The organism is Blautia luti (assembly GCF_033096465.1).
Taxonomy (GTDB): domain Bacteria; phylum Bacillota; class Clostridia; order Lachnospirales; family Lachnospiraceae; genus Blautia_A; species Blautia_A luti.
This window is the reverse complement of record NZ_AP028156.1, coordinates 2,097,234-2,113,938: the sequence shown is the minus strand read 5'-3', so window position 1 is coordinate 2,113,938 and position 16,705 is coordinate 2,097,234. Positions and strand designations below refer to the sequence as shown.

At 43.2% G+C, this 16,705-nt stretch carries 14 protein-coding genes; 13 read left to right on the top strand and 1 reads right to left on the bottom strand.

The genetic code is table 11. The features are described 5' to 3' along the window. Positions 1 to 218: 218 nt before the first annotated feature. The 4 genes from R8695_RS09920 to R8695_RS09905 are packed head-to-tail and all read left to right on the top strand — an operon-like array spanning position 219 to position 4,568. The gene (locus R8695_RS09920) at positions 219 to 1,601 is read left to right on the top strand and encodes a DUF512 domain-containing protein (RefSeq protein WP_154779778.1); all 1,383 of its coding nucleotides are present in this window, start codon (positions 219 to 221) and stop codon (positions 1,599 to 1,601) included. Continuing rightward, positions 1,564 to 2,889, top strand: coding sequence for a ribosome biogenesis GTPase Der (gene der, locus R8695_RS09915; protein ID WP_118508864.1), 1,326 nt, complete (start codon positions 1,564 to 1,566; stop codon positions 2,887 to 2,889). The genes R8695_RS09920 and der overlap by 38 nt, the downstream gene beginning before the upstream one ends. Positions 2,890 to 2,891: 2 nt before the next feature. Beyond that, positions 2,892 to 3,536 carry a glycerol-3-phosphate 1-O-acyltransferase PlsY gene (gene plsY / locus R8695_RS09910; RefSeq protein WP_154779777.1) on the top strand — a complete coding sequence of 215 codons (645 nt, stop codon included), beginning with the start codon at positions 2,892 to 2,894 and terminating at the stop codon, positions 3,534 to 3,536. A 15-nt stretch (positions 3,537 to 3,551) separates the two neighbouring features. Then, a complete protein-coding gene (locus R8695_RS09905) occupies positions 3,552 to 4,568 on the top strand; it encodes an NAD(P)H-dependent glycerol-3-phosphate dehydrogenase (RefSeq protein WP_118508866.1) in 1,017 nt (338 codons plus the stop codon). 87 nt (positions 4,569 to 4,655) lie between these two features. Here R8695_RS09905 and R8695_RS09900 read toward each other — a convergent pair whose 3' ends face one another. Beyond that, positions 4,656 to 5,483 (bottom strand): aldo/keto reductase, encoded by an 828-nt coding sequence (locus R8695_RS09900; protein ID WP_118508867.1) that lies wholly within the window; start codon positions 5,481 to 5,483, stop codon positions 4,656 to 4,658. 411 nt (positions 5,484 to 5,894) lie between these two features. Between R8695_RS09900 and R8695_RS09895 the strand changes: the two genes are divergently transcribed. The 9 genes from R8695_RS09895 to acsD all read left to right on the top strand — a co-directional run bounded on the left by R8695_RS09895 (position 5,895) and on the right by acsD (position 16,685). Continuing rightward, positions 5,895 to 6,290 carry a DUF8180 domain-containing protein gene (locus R8695_RS09895; protein ID WP_118508868.1) on the top strand — a complete coding sequence of 132 codons (396 nt, stop codon included), beginning with the start codon at positions 5,895 to 5,897 and terminating at the stop codon, positions 6,288 to 6,290. Between the two features lie 13 nt (positions 6,291 to 6,303). After that, positions 6,304 to 6,486 carry a CooT family nickel-binding protein gene (locus R8695_RS09890; protein WP_118508869.1) on the top strand — a complete coding sequence of 61 codons (183 nt, stop codon included), beginning with the start codon at positions 6,304 to 6,306 and terminating at the stop codon, positions 6,484 to 6,486. Positions 6,487 to 6,611: 125 nt separating this feature from the next. Continuing rightward, complete coding sequence (locus R8695_RS09885) at positions 6,612 to 7,544, top strand: methylenetetrahydrofolate reductase (RefSeq protein WP_154779776.1); 933 nt, start codon at positions 6,612 to 6,614, stop codon at positions 7,542 to 7,544. Positions 7,545 to 7,575: 31 nt separating this feature from the next. Next, complete coding sequence (locus R8695_RS09880; protein ID WP_118508871.1) at positions 7,576 to 8,346, top strand: ATP-binding protein; 771 nt, start codon at positions 7,576 to 7,578, stop codon at positions 8,344 to 8,346. A gap of 206 nt (positions 8,347 to 8,552) precedes the next feature. Continuing rightward, positions 8,553 to 10,445, top strand: a complete 1,893-nt coding sequence (gene cooS, locus R8695_RS09875; protein WP_154779775.1) for an anaerobic carbon-monoxide dehydrogenase catalytic subunit — start codon at positions 8,553 to 8,555, stop codon at positions 10,443 to 10,445. 44 nt (positions 10,446 to 10,489) lie between these two features. After that, positions 10,490 to 11,254 carry an ATP-binding protein gene (locus R8695_RS09870; protein WP_019161837.1) on the top strand — a complete coding sequence of 255 codons (765 nt, stop codon included), beginning with the start codon at positions 10,490 to 10,492 and terminating at the stop codon, positions 11,252 to 11,254. 23 nt (positions 11,255 to 11,277) lie between these two features. After that, entirely contained in the window at positions 11,278 to 13,404 is a 2,127-nt protein-coding gene (acsB, locus tag R8695_RS09865) for an acetyl-CoA decarbonylase/synthase complex subunit alpha/beta (RefSeq protein ID WP_118508873.1), read from the top strand. Positions 13,405 to 13,528: 124 nt separating this feature from the next. After that, entirely contained in the window at positions 13,529 to 15,664 is a 2,136-nt protein-coding gene (gene acsB / locus R8695_RS09860) for an acetyl-CoA decarbonylase/synthase complex subunit alpha/beta (protein WP_055059584.1), read from the top strand. Positions 15,665 to 15,740: 76 nt separating this feature from the next. Continuing rightward, positions 15,741 to 16,685: an acetyl-CoA decarbonylase/synthase complex subunit delta gene (acsD, locus tag R8695_RS09855; RefSeq protein ID WP_022380766.1), complete on the top strand. Its 945-nt coding sequence runs from the start codon at positions 15,741 to 15,743 to the stop codon at positions 16,683 to 16,685. Positions 16,686 to 16,705: the final 20 nt, after the last annotated feature.

The following is a 16,705-nucleotide window of genomic DNA, read 5'->3' as shown; positions in this document are numbered from 1 at the left end:
CTCCTAAGTAATTTTATACTCAAAAAATAGATTTCAATATAATTTATAACATTTGACCTAAATTACGTCAAGGAATTTATTGATTTTTTCTTATACAATTGTTATGATATAGGAGATAATGAGTTTATCGTGGATACGTATGACCGTGTCCGAATGAAAAGATATAACGGAAAAAAGATCCCACAGTTTCCGGATATATCCTGATGGAGTTATGATTCATGAAAAAAAATTTACACATTATATCCAAAGTGATTCCCGGCGGTATCGGGGAGGAACTGGAACTGGAACCAGGGGATGCGCTGCTTTCCATTAACGGCCAGCCGGTAGAGGATGTGTTTGATTATCGTTATCTGATGAACGACGAATTTGTTACACTCCTTGTCCGTAAGAAGAATGGCGAGGAATGGGAACTGGAAGTAGAGAAGGAATACGAAGATGACCTTGGAGTGGAGTTTGAGAACAGCCTTATGGATGAGTACCGCTCCTGTTCCAATCATTGTATTTTCTGCTTTATTGACCAGATGCCACCCGGTATGAGAGAAACTTTATATTTTAAAGATGATGATTCCAGACTGTCATTCCTGCAGGGAAATTACGTTACCCTGACGAATATGAGTGACTATGATTTGGATCGTATTATCAAGTTTCATCTTTCACCCATCAATGTATCATTTCAGACTATGAATCCAAAGCTTCGCTGTAAAATGCTCCATAACCGATTTGCCGGAGATGCCCTTGCAAAAGTTGACAAGCTTTATAAGGGTGATGTGACCATGAACGGACAGATTGTTCTCTGCAAGGGGATTAACGACAGAGATGAACTGGAATACAGTCTGGAGAAACTCTCGGAATATGCTCCTGTGCTGCAGAGCGTTTCAATCGTGCCTGTAGGTCTTTCCAAATATCGAAAAGGCCTGTATCCACTGGAATCTTTTGATAAAGAGGATGCGAGGTACCTGATCAGTCAGGTAGAGCGGTGGCAGAAGATTATGGTGAAGAAGCATGACATTCATTTTGTGCATGCTTCGGATGAATGGTATATTCTTGCGGGATATGAACTTCCCGAAGAGGGCAGATACGACGGATACCTTCAGCTGGAAAACGGTGTTGGTATGATGCGCCTGCTTGAAACAGAAGTAAAAGAGAGACTTGAGCAGCTTGAAGGTGATGACAGAACAGTAAACGCGACTGTTGCGACAGGACGGCTGGCAGCACCTTATATAGGCAGAATGATAAAACTGGTACAGGAAAAATTTCCGAATGTCCAGGCTGAAGTATATGCGGTAAAGAATAATTTCTTTGGAGAGAAGATCACAGTTTCGGGTCTGATCACAGCGACTGATCTTATGGATCAGCTTGCTCAGAGAAATCTGGGAGAAAAAGTGCTGATCCCGTGTAATATGCTCAGAAGTGGCGAGGATGTTTTTCTGGATGACCTGACGGTGGAGGATGTCAGACAGGCTCTTAAGACAGAGGTCGTGGTAGTAGATGAGCCGGGGGCAGACCTGGTAAACTGTCTGATCGAGGCACCAGACCATAAAAAGATAAGAAGGAGACAGATATATGAGCAAACCGGTAGTAGCGATAGTGGGCAGGCCTAATGTAGGTAAATCCACATTGTTTAATGCACTGGCAGGTGAGAAGATTTCTATTGTAAAAGATACACCTGGCGTTACAAGAGACAGAATTTATGCAGATGTAACATGGCTGGATAAGGCATTTACCATGATCGATACAGGTGGTATTGAACCGGACAGCAGTGACATCATCCTTTCTCAGATGAGAGAGCAGGCACAGATTGCCATTGATACAGCAGATGTAATCATCTTTATTACAGACGTTCATCAGGGACTTGTGGATTCCGATGCGAAAGTAGCAGATATGCTCCGTCGCAGCGGAAAGCCGGTTGTCCTTGTTGTAAACAAAGTAGACAGCATTCAGAAATTTATGATGGATGTTTATGAGTTCTATAATCTTGGTATCGGTGAACCGATGCCGATCTCAGCAGCAAACCGTATGGGACTGGGAGATATGCTGGATGAAGTGATCAAGCATTTTCCGGAGGACGCAGATACAGAGGAAGACGATGAGATCCCGAGAATTGCGATCGTAGGGAAACCAAATGTAGGAAAATCTTCTCTGGTAAACAAACTTCTGGGTGAAGACCGTGTAATCGTTTCTGATATTGCAGGAACTACAAGAGATGCGGTAGATACCAGAGTGAAGTGGCAGGGTAAGGACTATATCTTTATTGATACAGCCGGACTTCGCCGTAAGGGTAAGGTAAAAGAAGAAATCGAGAGATACAGTGTGATCCGTACAGTAACTGCTGTAGAGCGTGCAGATGTGGTGATCGTTATGATCGATGCATCTGAAGGTGTTACAGAGCAGGATGCCAAGATCGCAGGTATTGCCCATGAGAGAGGAAAGGGCGTTATCATTGCTGTAAATAAATGGGATGCCATTGAGAAGAATGATAAGACCATTTATAAACATACAAACAGGATCCGCGAGGTTCTGGCATATATGCCGTATGCAGAACTGGTATTTATTTCTGCAAAAACAGGACTCAGGATTTCCAGGATGTTTGAGACTATTGATGCAGTTATTGAGAACCAGACACTTCGTATCCAGACAGGTGTCCTGAACGAGATCCTTTCCGAGGCAGTTGCTATGCAGCAGCCGCCGTCTGACAAGGGTAAACGACTGAAGATTTACTATATGACTCAGGTTGCTGTAAAACCACCGACATTTGTAATCTTTGTCAATGACAAAGAACTGATGCATTTCTCCTACACCAGATACCTGGAGAATAAGATCAGGGATGCGTTCGGATTCGCAGGAACATCACTGAAATTCATTATTCGTGAACGAGGTGAGAAGGAATAATCATGGAACGCTTGGTTTGTATAGCAATAGGGTATGTTTGCGGACTCTTTCAGACCGCATATATTTTGGGAAAGATTTATCATATCGATATCCGGAAACAGGGAAGCGGAAATCTCGGCTCTACCAATGTGCTGCGTACACTTGGAAAGAAGGCAGGAGCACTGAATCTTTTGTGTGACTGTCTGAAGTGTGTGGTTGCGATCCTGATCGCAAGAGCAGTATTTGGAAATTCTTACAGTGATATTCTGCCGTTGTTAAGCCTTTATGCAGCAGCAGGATGCATCCTGGGACATAATTTCCCGTTTTATCTGAATTTCAAAGGTGGAAAAGGTGTGGCTGCGTCTGTAGGACTTGTTATTGCATTTGACTGGCGCATTTTTGTGATCTGTGCGATCGTATTCTTTGGATTGTTCTTTCTGACACATTATGTTTCATTGTGTTCAGTGAGTGCATATTTTGCCGCGTTTATCAGTATGATCGTGTTTGGGCAGATGGGATCTTATCATATGGACCATGCACATACCATAGAACTTTATGTTGTGATGGGAGTCCTGACAGTGCTGGCATTCTACAGACATAAGAAGAACATCCACCGCCTTCTTGACGGAACAGAAAGCAAGATTTATCTGAGTAAGAAAAATAAATAAAAAAGAGGTGTTTATATGGCAAAAATCAGTGTACTTGGTGCGGGAAGCTGGGGAACCGCCCTGTCTATTCTTCTTTATAACAACGGACATGAGGTGATCCTCTGGTCAGCACTTGGAGAAGAGATTGCAACATTAAGAGAAAAACGTGAACATGTAAGCAAACTTCCGGGTGTTAAGATTCCTGAACCAATTGACATTACAACAGATGCTGAGAGAAGTCTGCGGGATGCGGATGTTGCTGTGCTGGCAGTGCCGTCTCCTTATACCAGAAGTACCTGTAAGCGGCTGGCGCCCTTTGTAAAAGAAGGGCAGAAAATTGTAAATGTTGCCAAAGGTGTGGAAGAGAAAACACTTCTTACATTAAGCGAGATCATCGAACAGGAACTTCCACAGGCAGATGTGTCAGTACTTTCGGGACCGAGCCATGCAGAGGAAGTTGGAAAAGGATTGCCTACGACCTGTGTGGTAAGTTCTCATAAAAGAGAGACTGCGGAATATCTGCAGGGAATCTTCATGAGTCCTGTATTCAGAGTATATACAACACCGGATATGCTGGGAGTTGAACTTGGAGCTGCATTAAAGAATGTGATCGCTCTTGCGGCGGGAACAGCAGATGGACTTGGATACGGCGACAATACAAAAGCTGCCCTTATCACCCGGGGGATCGCAGAGATTTCCCGTCTTGGCGTAAAAATGGGCGCACGTATGGAAACTTTTTACGGTCTGTCCGGAATCGGAGATCTGATCGTTACCTGTGCCAGCGTTCACAGCCGTAACCGCAAGGCAGGATATCTGATGGGACAGGGATATACCATGCAGCAGGCGATGGATGAAGTGAAGATGGTGGTTGAAGGTGTTTATTCTGCGAAAGCTGCCAAAGAACTGGCAGAGAAATATGATGTGGAGATGCCGATCATCACAGAAATAAATAAAGTTCTGTTTGAAGGAAAGAGCGCTGCAGAGGCAGTGATCGACCTGATGGTAAGAGATAAGAAGGTGGAAACACCGATGCTTCCGTGGGATAATAATTAGTTTGGGATCTGACGTATTCAAAGAGAATATGCAGATGATTAAAGCAGGCACTTTTGGGATGCCTGCTTTATTATTGGTCTGATACGGTTAAAATGCAACATCTCTCAAATCTTCTGGGACATGAGAGCTGTGGAAATTTTCGTTCAGATCATCGATCAGATCCATATCTTCCTGTTCGATGGTGAAATCAAAGATATCAGCGTTGCTTCTGATACGGTCAGGATGAACAGATTTCGGGATTACGGAAATTCCCTTCTGTGTTGCCCAGCGAAGACCGACCTGGGCAGGCGTATGAGCATATTTGGTGCCAAGCACACACATAAGATCATTGTCCAGATAAGCACCCCTTGCAAGCGGCGCATAAGCCTGTACCTGGATCCCTTTGGCCTGGCAGTAGTCGATCAGTTCTTTAGGATAACACAGTGGGTGGCATTCGATCTGATTTACAGCAGGGACAATGCCGGAATTCTTTGCCAGCTCTTCCAGATGCCGGATCTCGAAGTTACTGACACCGATAGAGAGAGCACGTCCGGTTTTCTGGATTTCTTCCAGCACTTTCCATGTGCTGAGGTAACATCCCGGAACAGGCCAGTGGATCAGGTATAGATCAATATAATCCAGCTTCAGACGGTCAAGGCTTCTTTCAAAAGCTCCCTGAATGTCTCCGAGACGCTGTGCTGTGTTCCAGACCTTGCTGGTGATAAAAAGCTCGCTTCTGGGAATTCCGCATCTGGCGATGCCGCGTCCGACATTTTCTTCGTTTTTATATACGGAAGCTGTGTCGATGAGACGATATCCGGATTCAACAGCGGAAATGACTGCATTCTCTGCTTCATTTTCTCCGGTAGCTTTGTATACCCCGAGACCCAGTAAAGGCATCTCTCTGTTTGTATTCAGAAAAACGGTATTATTCAAAATAATTCCTCCAATTCCTCTAATCCTCTTGCTTGATATATAGTTTGCTGTTTGTTACATTTTCAGCAATCCTGTATACTTTGCGATATTTTGGCGGACAATTAAGGTTTTGCCCGATAATCTTGTTTAAGTATAACATAAAAGTATGTCGCAAGTACATCAAATTTATTAACTTTTTTATTGTTCATGTTGTTAACGAAATAACATAATAGTTAAACAATTAACACATATCGTAAAAAAGACTATTTATGGGCGAATATTTCAGAATTATTTGGTAATTTTTTATGCTAAATACCTTGCGGAAATGAAAAAAACGATGTATAATATCAATAAATTGATAATTAATTGTCATAAAAACAGCGGGAATTCTATAGATTCAGCATGTTTTTCAATAGAAAGGGGCATTTAATCATGCATTTAATCAAAGATGAAAACGGGAATCTTGTCCAGCATGGACACGGACATACCCACGAGCATACTCATGAAGATGGTGTGACTCATACTCATGAACATACTCATGGCGACGGTCATGATCATGGACATACCCATACAGACCATGCCTGTGAGAACAGTCATTGCGGATCCTGTAATGAGGGAGACTGTAAGAACGAAACACTGGCACTTCTGACATATATGCTTCAGCATAACGAGCACCATGCTCAGGAACTGGATCAGATGGCAGATAATCTTGCCAAGATGGGAATGGATGCAGCATGTAAGACGATCAAGGAAGCTGTTGCAGATTTCCAAAAAGGCAATATGAGACTTGGGCTTGCTTTAACACTTGTTAAAGAAGAAATGAAATAGGAGGCGGCATCACATGTGTTTAGCAACTGTATATAAAGAAAGCGATGATTCTGTTATCTTTAAGAATGTATCCCGCATTGATGTGGACGGAAACAAGCTGGTTCTCCGTGACATCATGGGAGACGAAAGAGTAGTTGAGGGAACAATCCTTATGGTTGACCTTGCCAACAGCATTGTGAAACTTAAATGTGATTAATACCTGCGAATGAAGATTCGCCCTGCGGAAAGAATGCGGATTTGCGGCGGATTGGATTTCATATGAATCAAAGGCAGAAATAAATGCCTTGATAATAAATAATAAAAGACGTGGAGGTAGTAACTATGAAATTATCAGAAGCAATGAAAGAGAAAATGCTCCTTTCCTTCGAAGTATTCCCACCTAAGACAGAAAAAGGTATGGAAAACCTTCCAGGAACAATTGAACATCTGATGAAATACAAACCGGAGTACATTTCATGTACATATGGTGCAGGCGGCGGAAACGTTGGTGCAAACCGTGAAGTATGTCAGATGATCAAGAAAGCAGGTACAACACCTGTAACACATTTCACAGTTATCAAAAATACAAAAGAAGGCATCAAAGATCAGCTTCAGCAGTACTTAGATGAAGGCGTAGATCATATGCTTGCACTTCGTGGAGATATTCCGCTTGGTGAAACAACAACATGCGGTGACTTCAATTATGCAACAGATCTTGTTAAATTCGTACGTAATGAATTTGGTGATAAATTTGAGATCGCAGTAGCAGGATCACCGGAAGGACATATTGCATGTCGTTCTCTTGATGCTGATATCGCAGTCCTGAAACAGAAACAGGACAATGGCGCAGACTACATCATGACTCAGCTCTGCTGGGATATGGAACAGTTCAAATACTGGTTGGATGCAATCCGTGAAGCTGGTGTTACAATGCCTGTAGATGTTGGGGTAATGCCAATCCTCGACATGTCTGCCACAATCAACATGGCACTTTCCCGTAACGGCTGTGTAATGGATAGTGAGCTTTGCAGACTCATCTCCAGAAACTGGCTGTTCCCGAATCCATTCGCAGCAAAAGATGCTGACGGAAAACCATTCGATATGTTCTATGATGACAAAGTTAAGAGATTCAAAGAAGAAGGTATCGAATATACAATCAGACAGATCGATGAATATCGTGCAATGGGCGTAGATGGTATCCATCTCTATGCACTGAACAAATGGAAAGACGTATCTGAGATCATCGACAGATCCGGTCTTCGTACATTAGTATAATATAACACAGATTTAGGAGGCACCTGGTTTTATGGCACACGTGATTGCTGTCGCAGGAAAAGGCGGCGTAGGAAAAACAACATTATGCGGAATGCTGATCCAGTATCTGTGTGAACAGGGAAAAGGACCGATTCTTGCAGTAGATGCTGATGCGAATTCAAATCTCAATGAGGTACTTGGGGTAGAGGTGGAGACCACTCTTGGCGATGTACGTGAAGAAATCGCCCGTGCAGAACTTGCAAAAGAGAATCCAATCCCTGCCGGAGTATCCAAGGCAGATTATGCGGAAATGCGCTTTGAAGATGCGCTGGTTGAGGACGATGACTTTGATCTTCTTGTAATGGGAAGAACACAGGGAAAAGGCTGTTACTGTTATGTGAATGGACTTCTTCAGACTCAGCTTGCAAAATATCAGAATAATTATCCGTATATTGTCGTAGACAATGAGGCTGGAATGGAGCATATCAGCAGAGGTGTTCTTCCGAGCATGCAGACTGCTATTCTGGTCAGCGACTGCTCCAGAAGGGGCGTACAGGCAGTAGGCAGAATTGCAGAACTGATCAAGGAATGTGACATGCATCCGGATACAGTCGGCCTGATTATCAACAGAGCTCCGAAAGGGGAATTGAACAAAGGAATTCAGGAAGAAATTGCCAATCAGGGTCTGACACTTCTGGGTGTTGTTCCACAGGACGAAACAGTCTATGAATATGACTGCGAGGGTCGTCCGACAAGTACACTTCCGGAAAATAACCCTGTCAAGGTTGCTCTTCGTGCGATCGTTGACAAGTTAGATTTATAATATGCACCCCTTGCCGTATGAAATACGGTAAGGGATGTTTGTGTGCATGGGAAAATTGAGAATCTTAGGCACAACATACAAAAAAAGTGTTTTATTTACGGTAAAATAACCCATGGGTAGGGATGGGTTCTTTATCTGCGGGATTATTAAAAATAAAAGTGCATGAAAACAGGATATGCACAAACCAGAATTAAAGGAGGTCTATAATGAGTGAATTCAAATTAACTACAGTGGAAGAGTTTGAAGAGGCTACTGCCAGACTTTTGGAGACAGGTGCAAAGGTTGGAGCTGACGCATGGCAGTTCCGTGTAAAAAATCAGACTCCACATTGTAAATTCGGTGAGCAGGGTGTCTGCTGTCGTATCTGTGCTATGGGACCATGTCGTATTACCCCTAAAGCACCAAGAGGTATCTGTGGATGTGACGTCCATGGTATCGTAGGAAGAAACTTCCTGAAATTTACAGCAGGTGGTGCAGCTACTCACTCTGATCACGGTCGTGAAATCTGCCACACATTATATTGTGCAAAAGACGGCGGAAACTATCAGGTAAAAGATCCTGAGAAACTGATCCGTATCGCAAAAGAATGGGGCGTAGAGACAGAAGGAAAAGATATCTATGATCTGGCTCATGAAATGGCTGAGACAGGATTGATGGAATATGGTAAACCATTTGGATATCAGAGATTCCTTGACAGAATGCCTGCAGGACAGAAAGAGAAACTGATTGAAAATGAAATTGCACCACGTGCGATCGACCGTGAGGTTTCCACTTCTTTACATATGGCACATATGGGATGTTCTTCTCTTCCGGAAGCACTGGTAAAACAGTCTCTTCGCTGCGGTATGGCTGATGGATGGGGCGGTTCCATGATGGGAACAGAGTTCTCTGATGTTTTATTCGGAACTCCGAAGCCAATTGACACAGAAGCTAACCTTGGTGTTATGGTTGAAGAAAACGTAAACATTGTTGTACACGGACATGATCCGAGCCTTTCTGAGATGATCTGTGAATATGCAGACAGCAAAGAAATGATCGATTATGCAAAATCTGTAGGAGCAAAAGGAATCACTGTTTCCGGTGTATGCTGTACTTCAAACGAAGTAGCTATGCGTCGCGGTGTTCCGATGGCCGGTAACTTCTTGCAGCAGGAGAATGTAGTACTGACAGGTGCCTGCGAAGCGATCGTAGTAGACGTTCAGTGTATCTTCCCTGCATTAGGACCTTTAAGCAAATGCTTCCATACTAAATTTATCACAACTTCTCCGATCGCTCAGATGCCTGATGCTGAATTTATCAGATTCAATGCTGAGACAGCAGGAGAGAATGCAAAAGCAATCGTCAAGATGGCTATTGACAACTTCAAGAACAGAAAACCTGAACTTGTACATATCCCACAGCTGAAACAGAAAGCTACAGTTGGTTATTCCGTAGAAGCAATCGTTAAGGTTCTTGACGGTGTTACAAACTCTCAGGTTGATGAGACAGGAACAACAAAACCATTACTTGAGTGCATCACTTCCGGTGTTATCCGTGGTGCTGTTGCTATGGTTGGATGTAACAATCCTAAGATCCGTCCTGACTATGCACATATTGAACTGATGAAGAAATGTATCGCCAATGATATCGTTGTCATTGCTTCCGGATGTTCTGCACAGGCAGCTGCAAAAGCAGGTCTTATGGACAAATCTGCAAAAGATCTCTGCGGTGCAGGTCTGAAACGTGTCTGTGAACTGGCTGATATCCCACCGGTACTCCACATGGGATCATGCGTAGATATTTCCCGTATGATGATCCTTGCTGCTGAACTTGCAAAAGATGCAGGTCTTCAGATCAATCAGCTTCCTGTAGTTGGATGTGCTCCTGAGTGGATGTCTGAAAAAGCTGTATCCATCGGTAACTATGTAGTAGGTACTGGTATTGATACATTCCTTGGTGTTGATCCATATGTTTCCGGTTCTTCAGAAATGGGAGAGCTCCTTACAGAGGGAACAAGAAAATGGACAGGAGCTGCTTATACAGTAGAAACAGATATTGAGAAATTAGTTGATCTGATGATCGAAAGAATCGAAGAGAAGAGAACAGCATTAGGAATCTAATCTGCTGTGATCTTAAAAATGTAATAAAAGGTGGATGACGTAAAATGAAAATAGCAGTTACAGGAAAAGGCGGCGTAGGCAAAACTACTTTTGCAGCAACGCTGGCCAGGTTGTATGCAGCAGAGGGAAGACCGGTACTTGCAGCAGATGTGGATCCGGATGCGAATCTTGGTCTTGCATTAGGCTTTGATGAAGAAACACTGGATTCTATTGTACCAATTTCCAAAATGCGTAAACTTGTGGAAGAACGTACAGGTGCCACTGCGGGAAATCAGTTCTATCATCTGAATCCGAAGGTAGACGATATCCCGGAGAAATATGGTAAGGTCTGCAATGGCGTGCGTCTCCTTGTCCTGGGAACTGTCGAGACAGGCGGCGGCGGATGTGTATGCCCGGAACATGTAATGTTAAAGCGCATTATCAATAATCTGGTACTTAGAAGAGAAGATGTAGTAATTCTTGATATGGAAGCCGGCTTGGAACATCTCGGCAGAGGAACCACAGAAGGAGTTGACGCATTTATCGTAGTGATCGAACCAGGTGCAAGGAGTGTGCAGACATATAAAAATGTAAAGCGCCTGGCAAAAGATTTAGGAGTGTCTCAGGTAAAGGTTGTCGCAAACAAAGTGCGCAATGAAGATGACGAAAACTTTATCAGAGAACGGATTCCACAGGAAGATCTTTTAGGTATGATTCATTACAACACAGAGGTAATTGATGCAGACAGACAGGGAAAATCCCCGTATGACTTCAGCAAGACAGTTACCGATGAGATCATTAAAATAAAAGAAAAGATAGATCGTCAGTAATCATATATTAGGAGGTAGAACAAGTGACTTTATTTGAAAGTGTTTTTGCGGGAAACGACGCGGTTTATGGACTTACAGAGGGTGCCATTAACCAGGCAATTGAAAAATACGGCGCTGACAAAGCAGTCAGCTTCCCTGATACAGCATATTCCTTACCATGCTACTATGCAGTAACAGGAACAAAGGTTGGAACTCTTGCAGAGTTAAAAGATGCTCTTGCAGTAGTAAAGACTCTTATGACAAGAGAGAAGAGAACAAATGATGTATTTATGTCAGGTGTTGCTACAGCTCTCTGCGCAGAATTTATCGAAGTTCTGAAATATATTGACGGAGCTACACCATATGAAGCTCCTTGCTACGGACATCTTGCAGATGCAGTGATCCGTGAACTTGGTGTACCGCTTGTAACAGGCGATATCCCTGGTGTAGCAGTTATCCTTGGAAAAGCTCCTTCCGCTCAGGAAGCAGCAGACCTTGTTAAATCCTATCAGTCTCAGGGTATCCTGATCACTCTGGTTGGTGACGTTATTGACCAGTTAGAGGAAGTTGGATACAAGACAGGTGCTAACGTACGTGTTATCCCGCTTGGAAAAGACGTTACAGCAGTTATCCATGTAGTATCTGTAGCACTTCGTGCAGCTCTTATCTTCGGTAACGTAAAACCAGGTGATGCTGCAACTCTGATGGATTACACAATGAAACGTGTACCTGCATTTGTTAATGCATTTGCACCGTTAAATGATGTGATCGTAGCTTGTGGTGCAGGCGCTATCGCTCTTGGATTCCCGGTTATCACAAACCAGGAAGATGTTGCAAGAGTACCGAAGAGCCTGATCTGCCAGAAAGACATCTCCAAATGGAATGCAACTTCTCTGGAAGCACGTGACATCAAGATTAAAATTACAAACATCGATATCCCGGTTGCTTTCGCATCTGCATTCGAAGGTGAGATTATCCGTCGTAAAGACATGCAGGTTGAATTCGATGGTTCCCGTGTAGACTGTGCAGAGCTTGTACATACATGTGATGCAAGTGAAGTAGAAGACCATAAGATTACAGTTGTTGGTCCGGAAGTAGACGACATGGAACTTGGCAGCAAGAACAGCATTGCATATGTTGTTAAAGTTGCAGGTAAAAACATGCAGCCTGACTTTGAACCTGTTATCGAGCGTAAGTTCCATAACTACATCAACTGTATCGAAGGTGTATACCATACAGGACAGAGAGATATGCAGAGAATCCGTATCAGCAAAGATGCATTTGCTGCAGGCTTCAAGATCAAACATATCGGTGAAGTTCTCTATACACAGGTTAAGAATGAATTTGACGCAGTTGTTGATAAATGTGAAGTTACTATTTATACAGATCCTGCTGAGTGTACAAGAATCCGTCATGAAGTTGCTATCCCGATCTTCGAGAAACGTGATGACCGTCTGAATACTCTGACAGACGAATCTGTAGATGTATATTACAGCTGTATCCTCTGCCAGGCATTCTCCCCGTCTCACGTATGTGTTGTTACACCTGAGAGACTTGGACTTTGCGGTGCCGTTTCATGGCTGGATGCAAAAGCTACCAACGAGCTGGATCCAAACGGACCTTGCCAGGTAATTACAAAAGAAAGACCAATTGATGAGAACCTTGGTTCTTATGAAGATGTAGATGAAGCTGTTAAGAAATTATCCCAGGGTGCATTAGAGCACGTTACACTGTACTCTATCATGCAGGATCCTATGACATCATGCGGATGCTTCGAGTGTATCTGCGGTATCGAGCCATTCTCCAATGGTGTTGTTATCGCTAACCGTGAGTATGCAGGCATGACACCTCTTGGAATGACATTCTCAGAAATGGCATCCATGACAGGCGGTGGTGTTCAGACACCTGGTTTCATGGGACATGGTAAACATTTCATCAGCTCCAAGAAGTTCATGAAGGCAGAAGGCGGTATTGAACGTATCGTATGGATGCCGAAAGAACTGAAAGAGTTTGTTGCTGAACGTCTTAATAAGACAGCAAATGAACTCTATGGTATTGAAAACTTTACAGATATGATCGGTGATGAAACAATCGCTACTGATCCGGAGACACTGGTTGGATTCCTTACAGAAAAAGGCCATCCGGCATTAGCTCTTGATCCGATGATGTAAAGATTGGTGGTTTTGCCCGGAGGCGTGGATGGGCAATGCGGAAGCCACTAAACGTCTCCGGGGTTTAAACGCCTAAAGCGTTATATAGATAAAACCATAGTATTATTCTAAATACGAAATGGAGATGTGCAAATTGTTAATCGACAGAATCTTTAACGGAAATGATGCAGTCTACGGGTTAACCTGTCAGGCTGTAGAGGGAGCCATTGCACAGCACGGCGCAGACAAGGCAGTTGAATTTCCTCATACTGCCTACTGTCTGCCATGTTACTATGCAGTAACAGGAGTCAAGGTGAAGACCCTTGGTGAAATGAAAGAAGCACTTGGTGTGATCAAATCTCTTATGACAAGAGAGCATCAGTTAGATGACGCTTTGATGTCCGGAGTCGCTACCGCACTTTGTGCAGAGTTCATAGAAGTACTGAAGTATCTGGATGGAGCGGAGCCATACAGTGAACCGTACTATGGACACCTTCCGGATTCCATAATCCGTGAACTTGGTGTACCTCTTGTAACCGGTGATATTCCTGGTGTAGCTGTTATTATTGGATCGGCACCTACCGCACAGGAAGGTGTAGATCTGGTAAAGAGTTATCAGGCACAGGGAATTCTTGTTACACTGGTTGGAGGAATTATTGACCAGGCGCAGGAACTTGGATTGAAAATGGGCTATAATGTTCGAATCGTACCACTTGGAAAAGATATTACTTCTGTAATCCATGTAGTATCCGTGGCACTTCGTGCAGCTCTGATCTTCGGAAACGTTACTCCTGGAGATGCAGCCGCTCTGATCAAGTATACATCAGAGAGAGTACCGGCATTTGTCAATGCGTTTAAACCGATCGATGATGTGATTCTGGCTGCTGGTGCAGGAGCAATCAAACTTGGATTCCCTGTGATTTCCAATGAAGATGAAAACATTACAGAAGTTCCGGGTGCGCTGATCGCATGCCCGAATGTTGCTGATTTTAATAAGGTTTCTCTGGAAGCCAGAAATATTAAGATCAAAATTACCAATATTGATATTCCTGTTGCGTTTGCGTCTGCATTCGAAGGCGAGATTATCCGTCGTAAAGATATGCAGGTTGAGTTCGACGGTTCCCGTGTGGATTGTGCAGAACTTGTGCAGACAAGAAGCATGGATGAGGTAGAGGACCACAAGATTACAGTTGTAGGACCAGATGTAGATGAAATGGAATTGGGAAGCAAGAATCCGATCGCTTACGTGGTAGAAGTAGCGGGAAAGAGAATGCAGCCTGATTTTGAACCTGTAATTGAGCGTAAATTCCACAATTACATTAACTGTATTGAGGGAGTTTATCATACAGGACAGAGAGATATGCAGAGGATCCGTATCGGTAAGGAAGCTTACAATGCAGGATTCCGTATCAGACATATCGGTGAGGTTCTGTATACACAGGTAAAAAATGAGTTTGAAGCTGTAGTTGATAAATGTCAGGTAACCGTTTATACTGATCCGGCTGAGTGTACAAGAATCCGTCATGAGGTAGCAATCCCTGTATTCGATAAACGTGATGCACGTCTTGAAAATCTTACAGATGAAACTGTAGACGTATATTACAGCTGTATCCTTTGTCAGGCTTTTTCACCGTCTCATGTATGTGTTGTTACACCAGAGAGACTTGGACTTTGCGGAGCCGTTTCATGGCTGGATGCAAAAGCAACAAATGAACTGGATCCAAACGGACCTTGTCAGATCATTACAAAGGAAAGACCAATTGATGAGAACCTTGGTTCTTATGAGGATGTTGATGAAGCTGTACAAAAATTCTCACAGGGAGCTCTCGAACACGTTACACTTTATTCCATTATGCAGGATCCTATGACTTCCTGTGGATGCTTCGAGTGTATCTGTGGTATTGAGCCGTTTTCTAATGGTGTAGTAATCGCCAACCGTGAATATGCAGGAATGACACCTCTCGGAATGACATTCTCAGAGATGGCATCTATGACTGGCGGCGGTGTTCAGACACCAGGATTCATGGGACATGGTAAACACTTTATTTCATCCAAGAAATTCATGAAGGCAGAAGGCGGTATTGAACGTATCGTATGGATGCCTAAGGAATTAAAAGAGACAGTTGCGGAGCGTTTGAATAAGACAGCAAAGGAACTGTATGGTATTGACAACTTTACTGATATGATTGGTGACGAGACAAATACAACAGATCCAGAAGAGCTTGTTGCATTTTTAACAGAACATAATCATCCAGCCTTGTCAATGGACCCGATGATGTAGTATACTATATGAGATGATGTGATTTGTCTGCGTAGAGGCAAGTACATAGTAATTTTTTTAAGGAGGCCAAATAGAAATGCCGTTTAATCAGAAACTTCAGAAATTTAATGCAAAGATTAATACAGTCACAATTGGTAGCGGAGATAAGACTGTAACAATCGGCGGAGACTCTACTTATCCATTTTATTCTTTTGATGCACCATCAGAAAACGCACCTAAGATCGGTGTTGAGATCTCTGATATGGGTCTTGAGAATATTGTATCCGAAGGTATTAAAGCATACTATGACGGAGCATCCACAATCGGAGAAATGGCTAAAAAAGCAGCAGCTATGGAAGGTGCTGACTTTGTAGCTCTGATCCTTGAGGGTGGAGATCCGAACGGTGTAAACAAATCTGTTGATGAACTTATCGCAGTTGTTAAAGAAGTTGCAGATGCAATTGATGCACCATTAGTAGTTGAAGGATGCAAGAATGTAGAGAAAGACGCAGAACTCCTTCCTAAGGTAGCAGAAGCTCTTCAGGGAAGAAACGTACTGATTCTTTCAGAAAAAGAAGAAAACTACAAAGCAATCGGTGCTGCAGCAGGACTTGCTTACGATCAGATCGTAGGTGCAGAATCTGCCGTAGATATCAACCTTGCTAAACAGCTTAACGTTGTAACTACTCAGTTAGGCGTTAATGCACAGAAAATTGTTATGAATATCGGTAGTGCTGCTGCCGGATATGGATATGAATATGTTGTATCCACTATGGACCGTATTAAAGGTGCAGCTTTATCTCAGAATGATAACATGCTGCAGATGCCTATCATTACACCGGTATCCGCTGAAACATGGGGCGTAAAAGAAGCAACAGCTTCTGAGAAAGATATGCCTGAATGGGGACCGGAAGAAGAGCGTGGAATCGATATGGAAGTTATGACAGCTGCTGCTGACCTTGCAGCCGGATCTGATGCAGTCATCTTAAGACATCCGGAAGCTGTTGCAGCTATTTCCAGAATGATCAAAGCACTTGCGTAATTGAATAGGAGGAACAAATA

Bases quoted from the DNA above. Each gene is read 5' to 3' on its own strand.
- R8695_RS09880 (WP_118508871.1), top strand. From the start codon at position 7,576: ATGGCACACGTGATTGCTGTCGCAGGAAAAGGCGGCGTAGGAAAAACA.
- R8695_RS09895 (WP_118508868.1), top strand. From the start codon at position 5,895: ATGCATTTAATCAAAGATGAAAACGGGAATCTTGTCCAGCATGGACAC.
- R8695_RS09885 (WP_154779776.1), top strand. From the start codon at position 6,612: ATGAAATTATCAGAAGCAATGAAAGAGAAAATGCTCCTTTCCTTCGAA.
- R8695_RS09890 (WP_118508869.1), top strand. From the start codon at position 6,304: ATGTGTTTAGCAACTGTATATAAAGAAAGCGATGATTCTGTTATCTTT.
- acsB (WP_055059584.1), top strand. From the start codon at position 13,529: ATGTGCAAATTGTTAATCGACAGAATCTTTAACGGAAATGATGCAGTC.
- acsD (WP_022380766.1), top strand. From the start codon at position 15,741: ATGCCGTTTAATCAGAAACTTCAGAAATTTAATGCAAAGATTAATACA.
- R8695_RS09870 (WP_019161837.1), top strand. From the start codon at position 10,490: ATGAAAATAGCAGTTACAGGAAAAGGCGGCGTAGGCAAAACTACTTTT.
- R8695_RS09920 (WP_154779778.1), top strand. From the start codon at position 219: ATGAAAAAAAATTTACACATTATATCCAAAGTGATTCCCGGCGGTATC.
- cooS (WP_154779775.1), top strand. From the start codon at position 8,553: ATGAGTGAATTCAAATTAACTACAGTGGAAGAGTTTGAAGAGGCTACT.
- der (WP_118508864.1), top strand. From the start codon at position 1,564: ATGAGCAAACCGGTAGTAGCGATAGTGGGCAGGCCTAATGTAGGTAAA.
- plsY (WP_154779777.1), top strand. From the start codon at position 2,892: ATGGAACGCTTGGTTTGTATAGCAATAGGGTATGTTTGCGGACTCTTT.
- R8695_RS09905 (WP_118508866.1), top strand. From the start codon at position 3,552: ATGGCAAAAATCAGTGTACTTGGTGCGGGAAGCTGGGGAACCGCCCTG.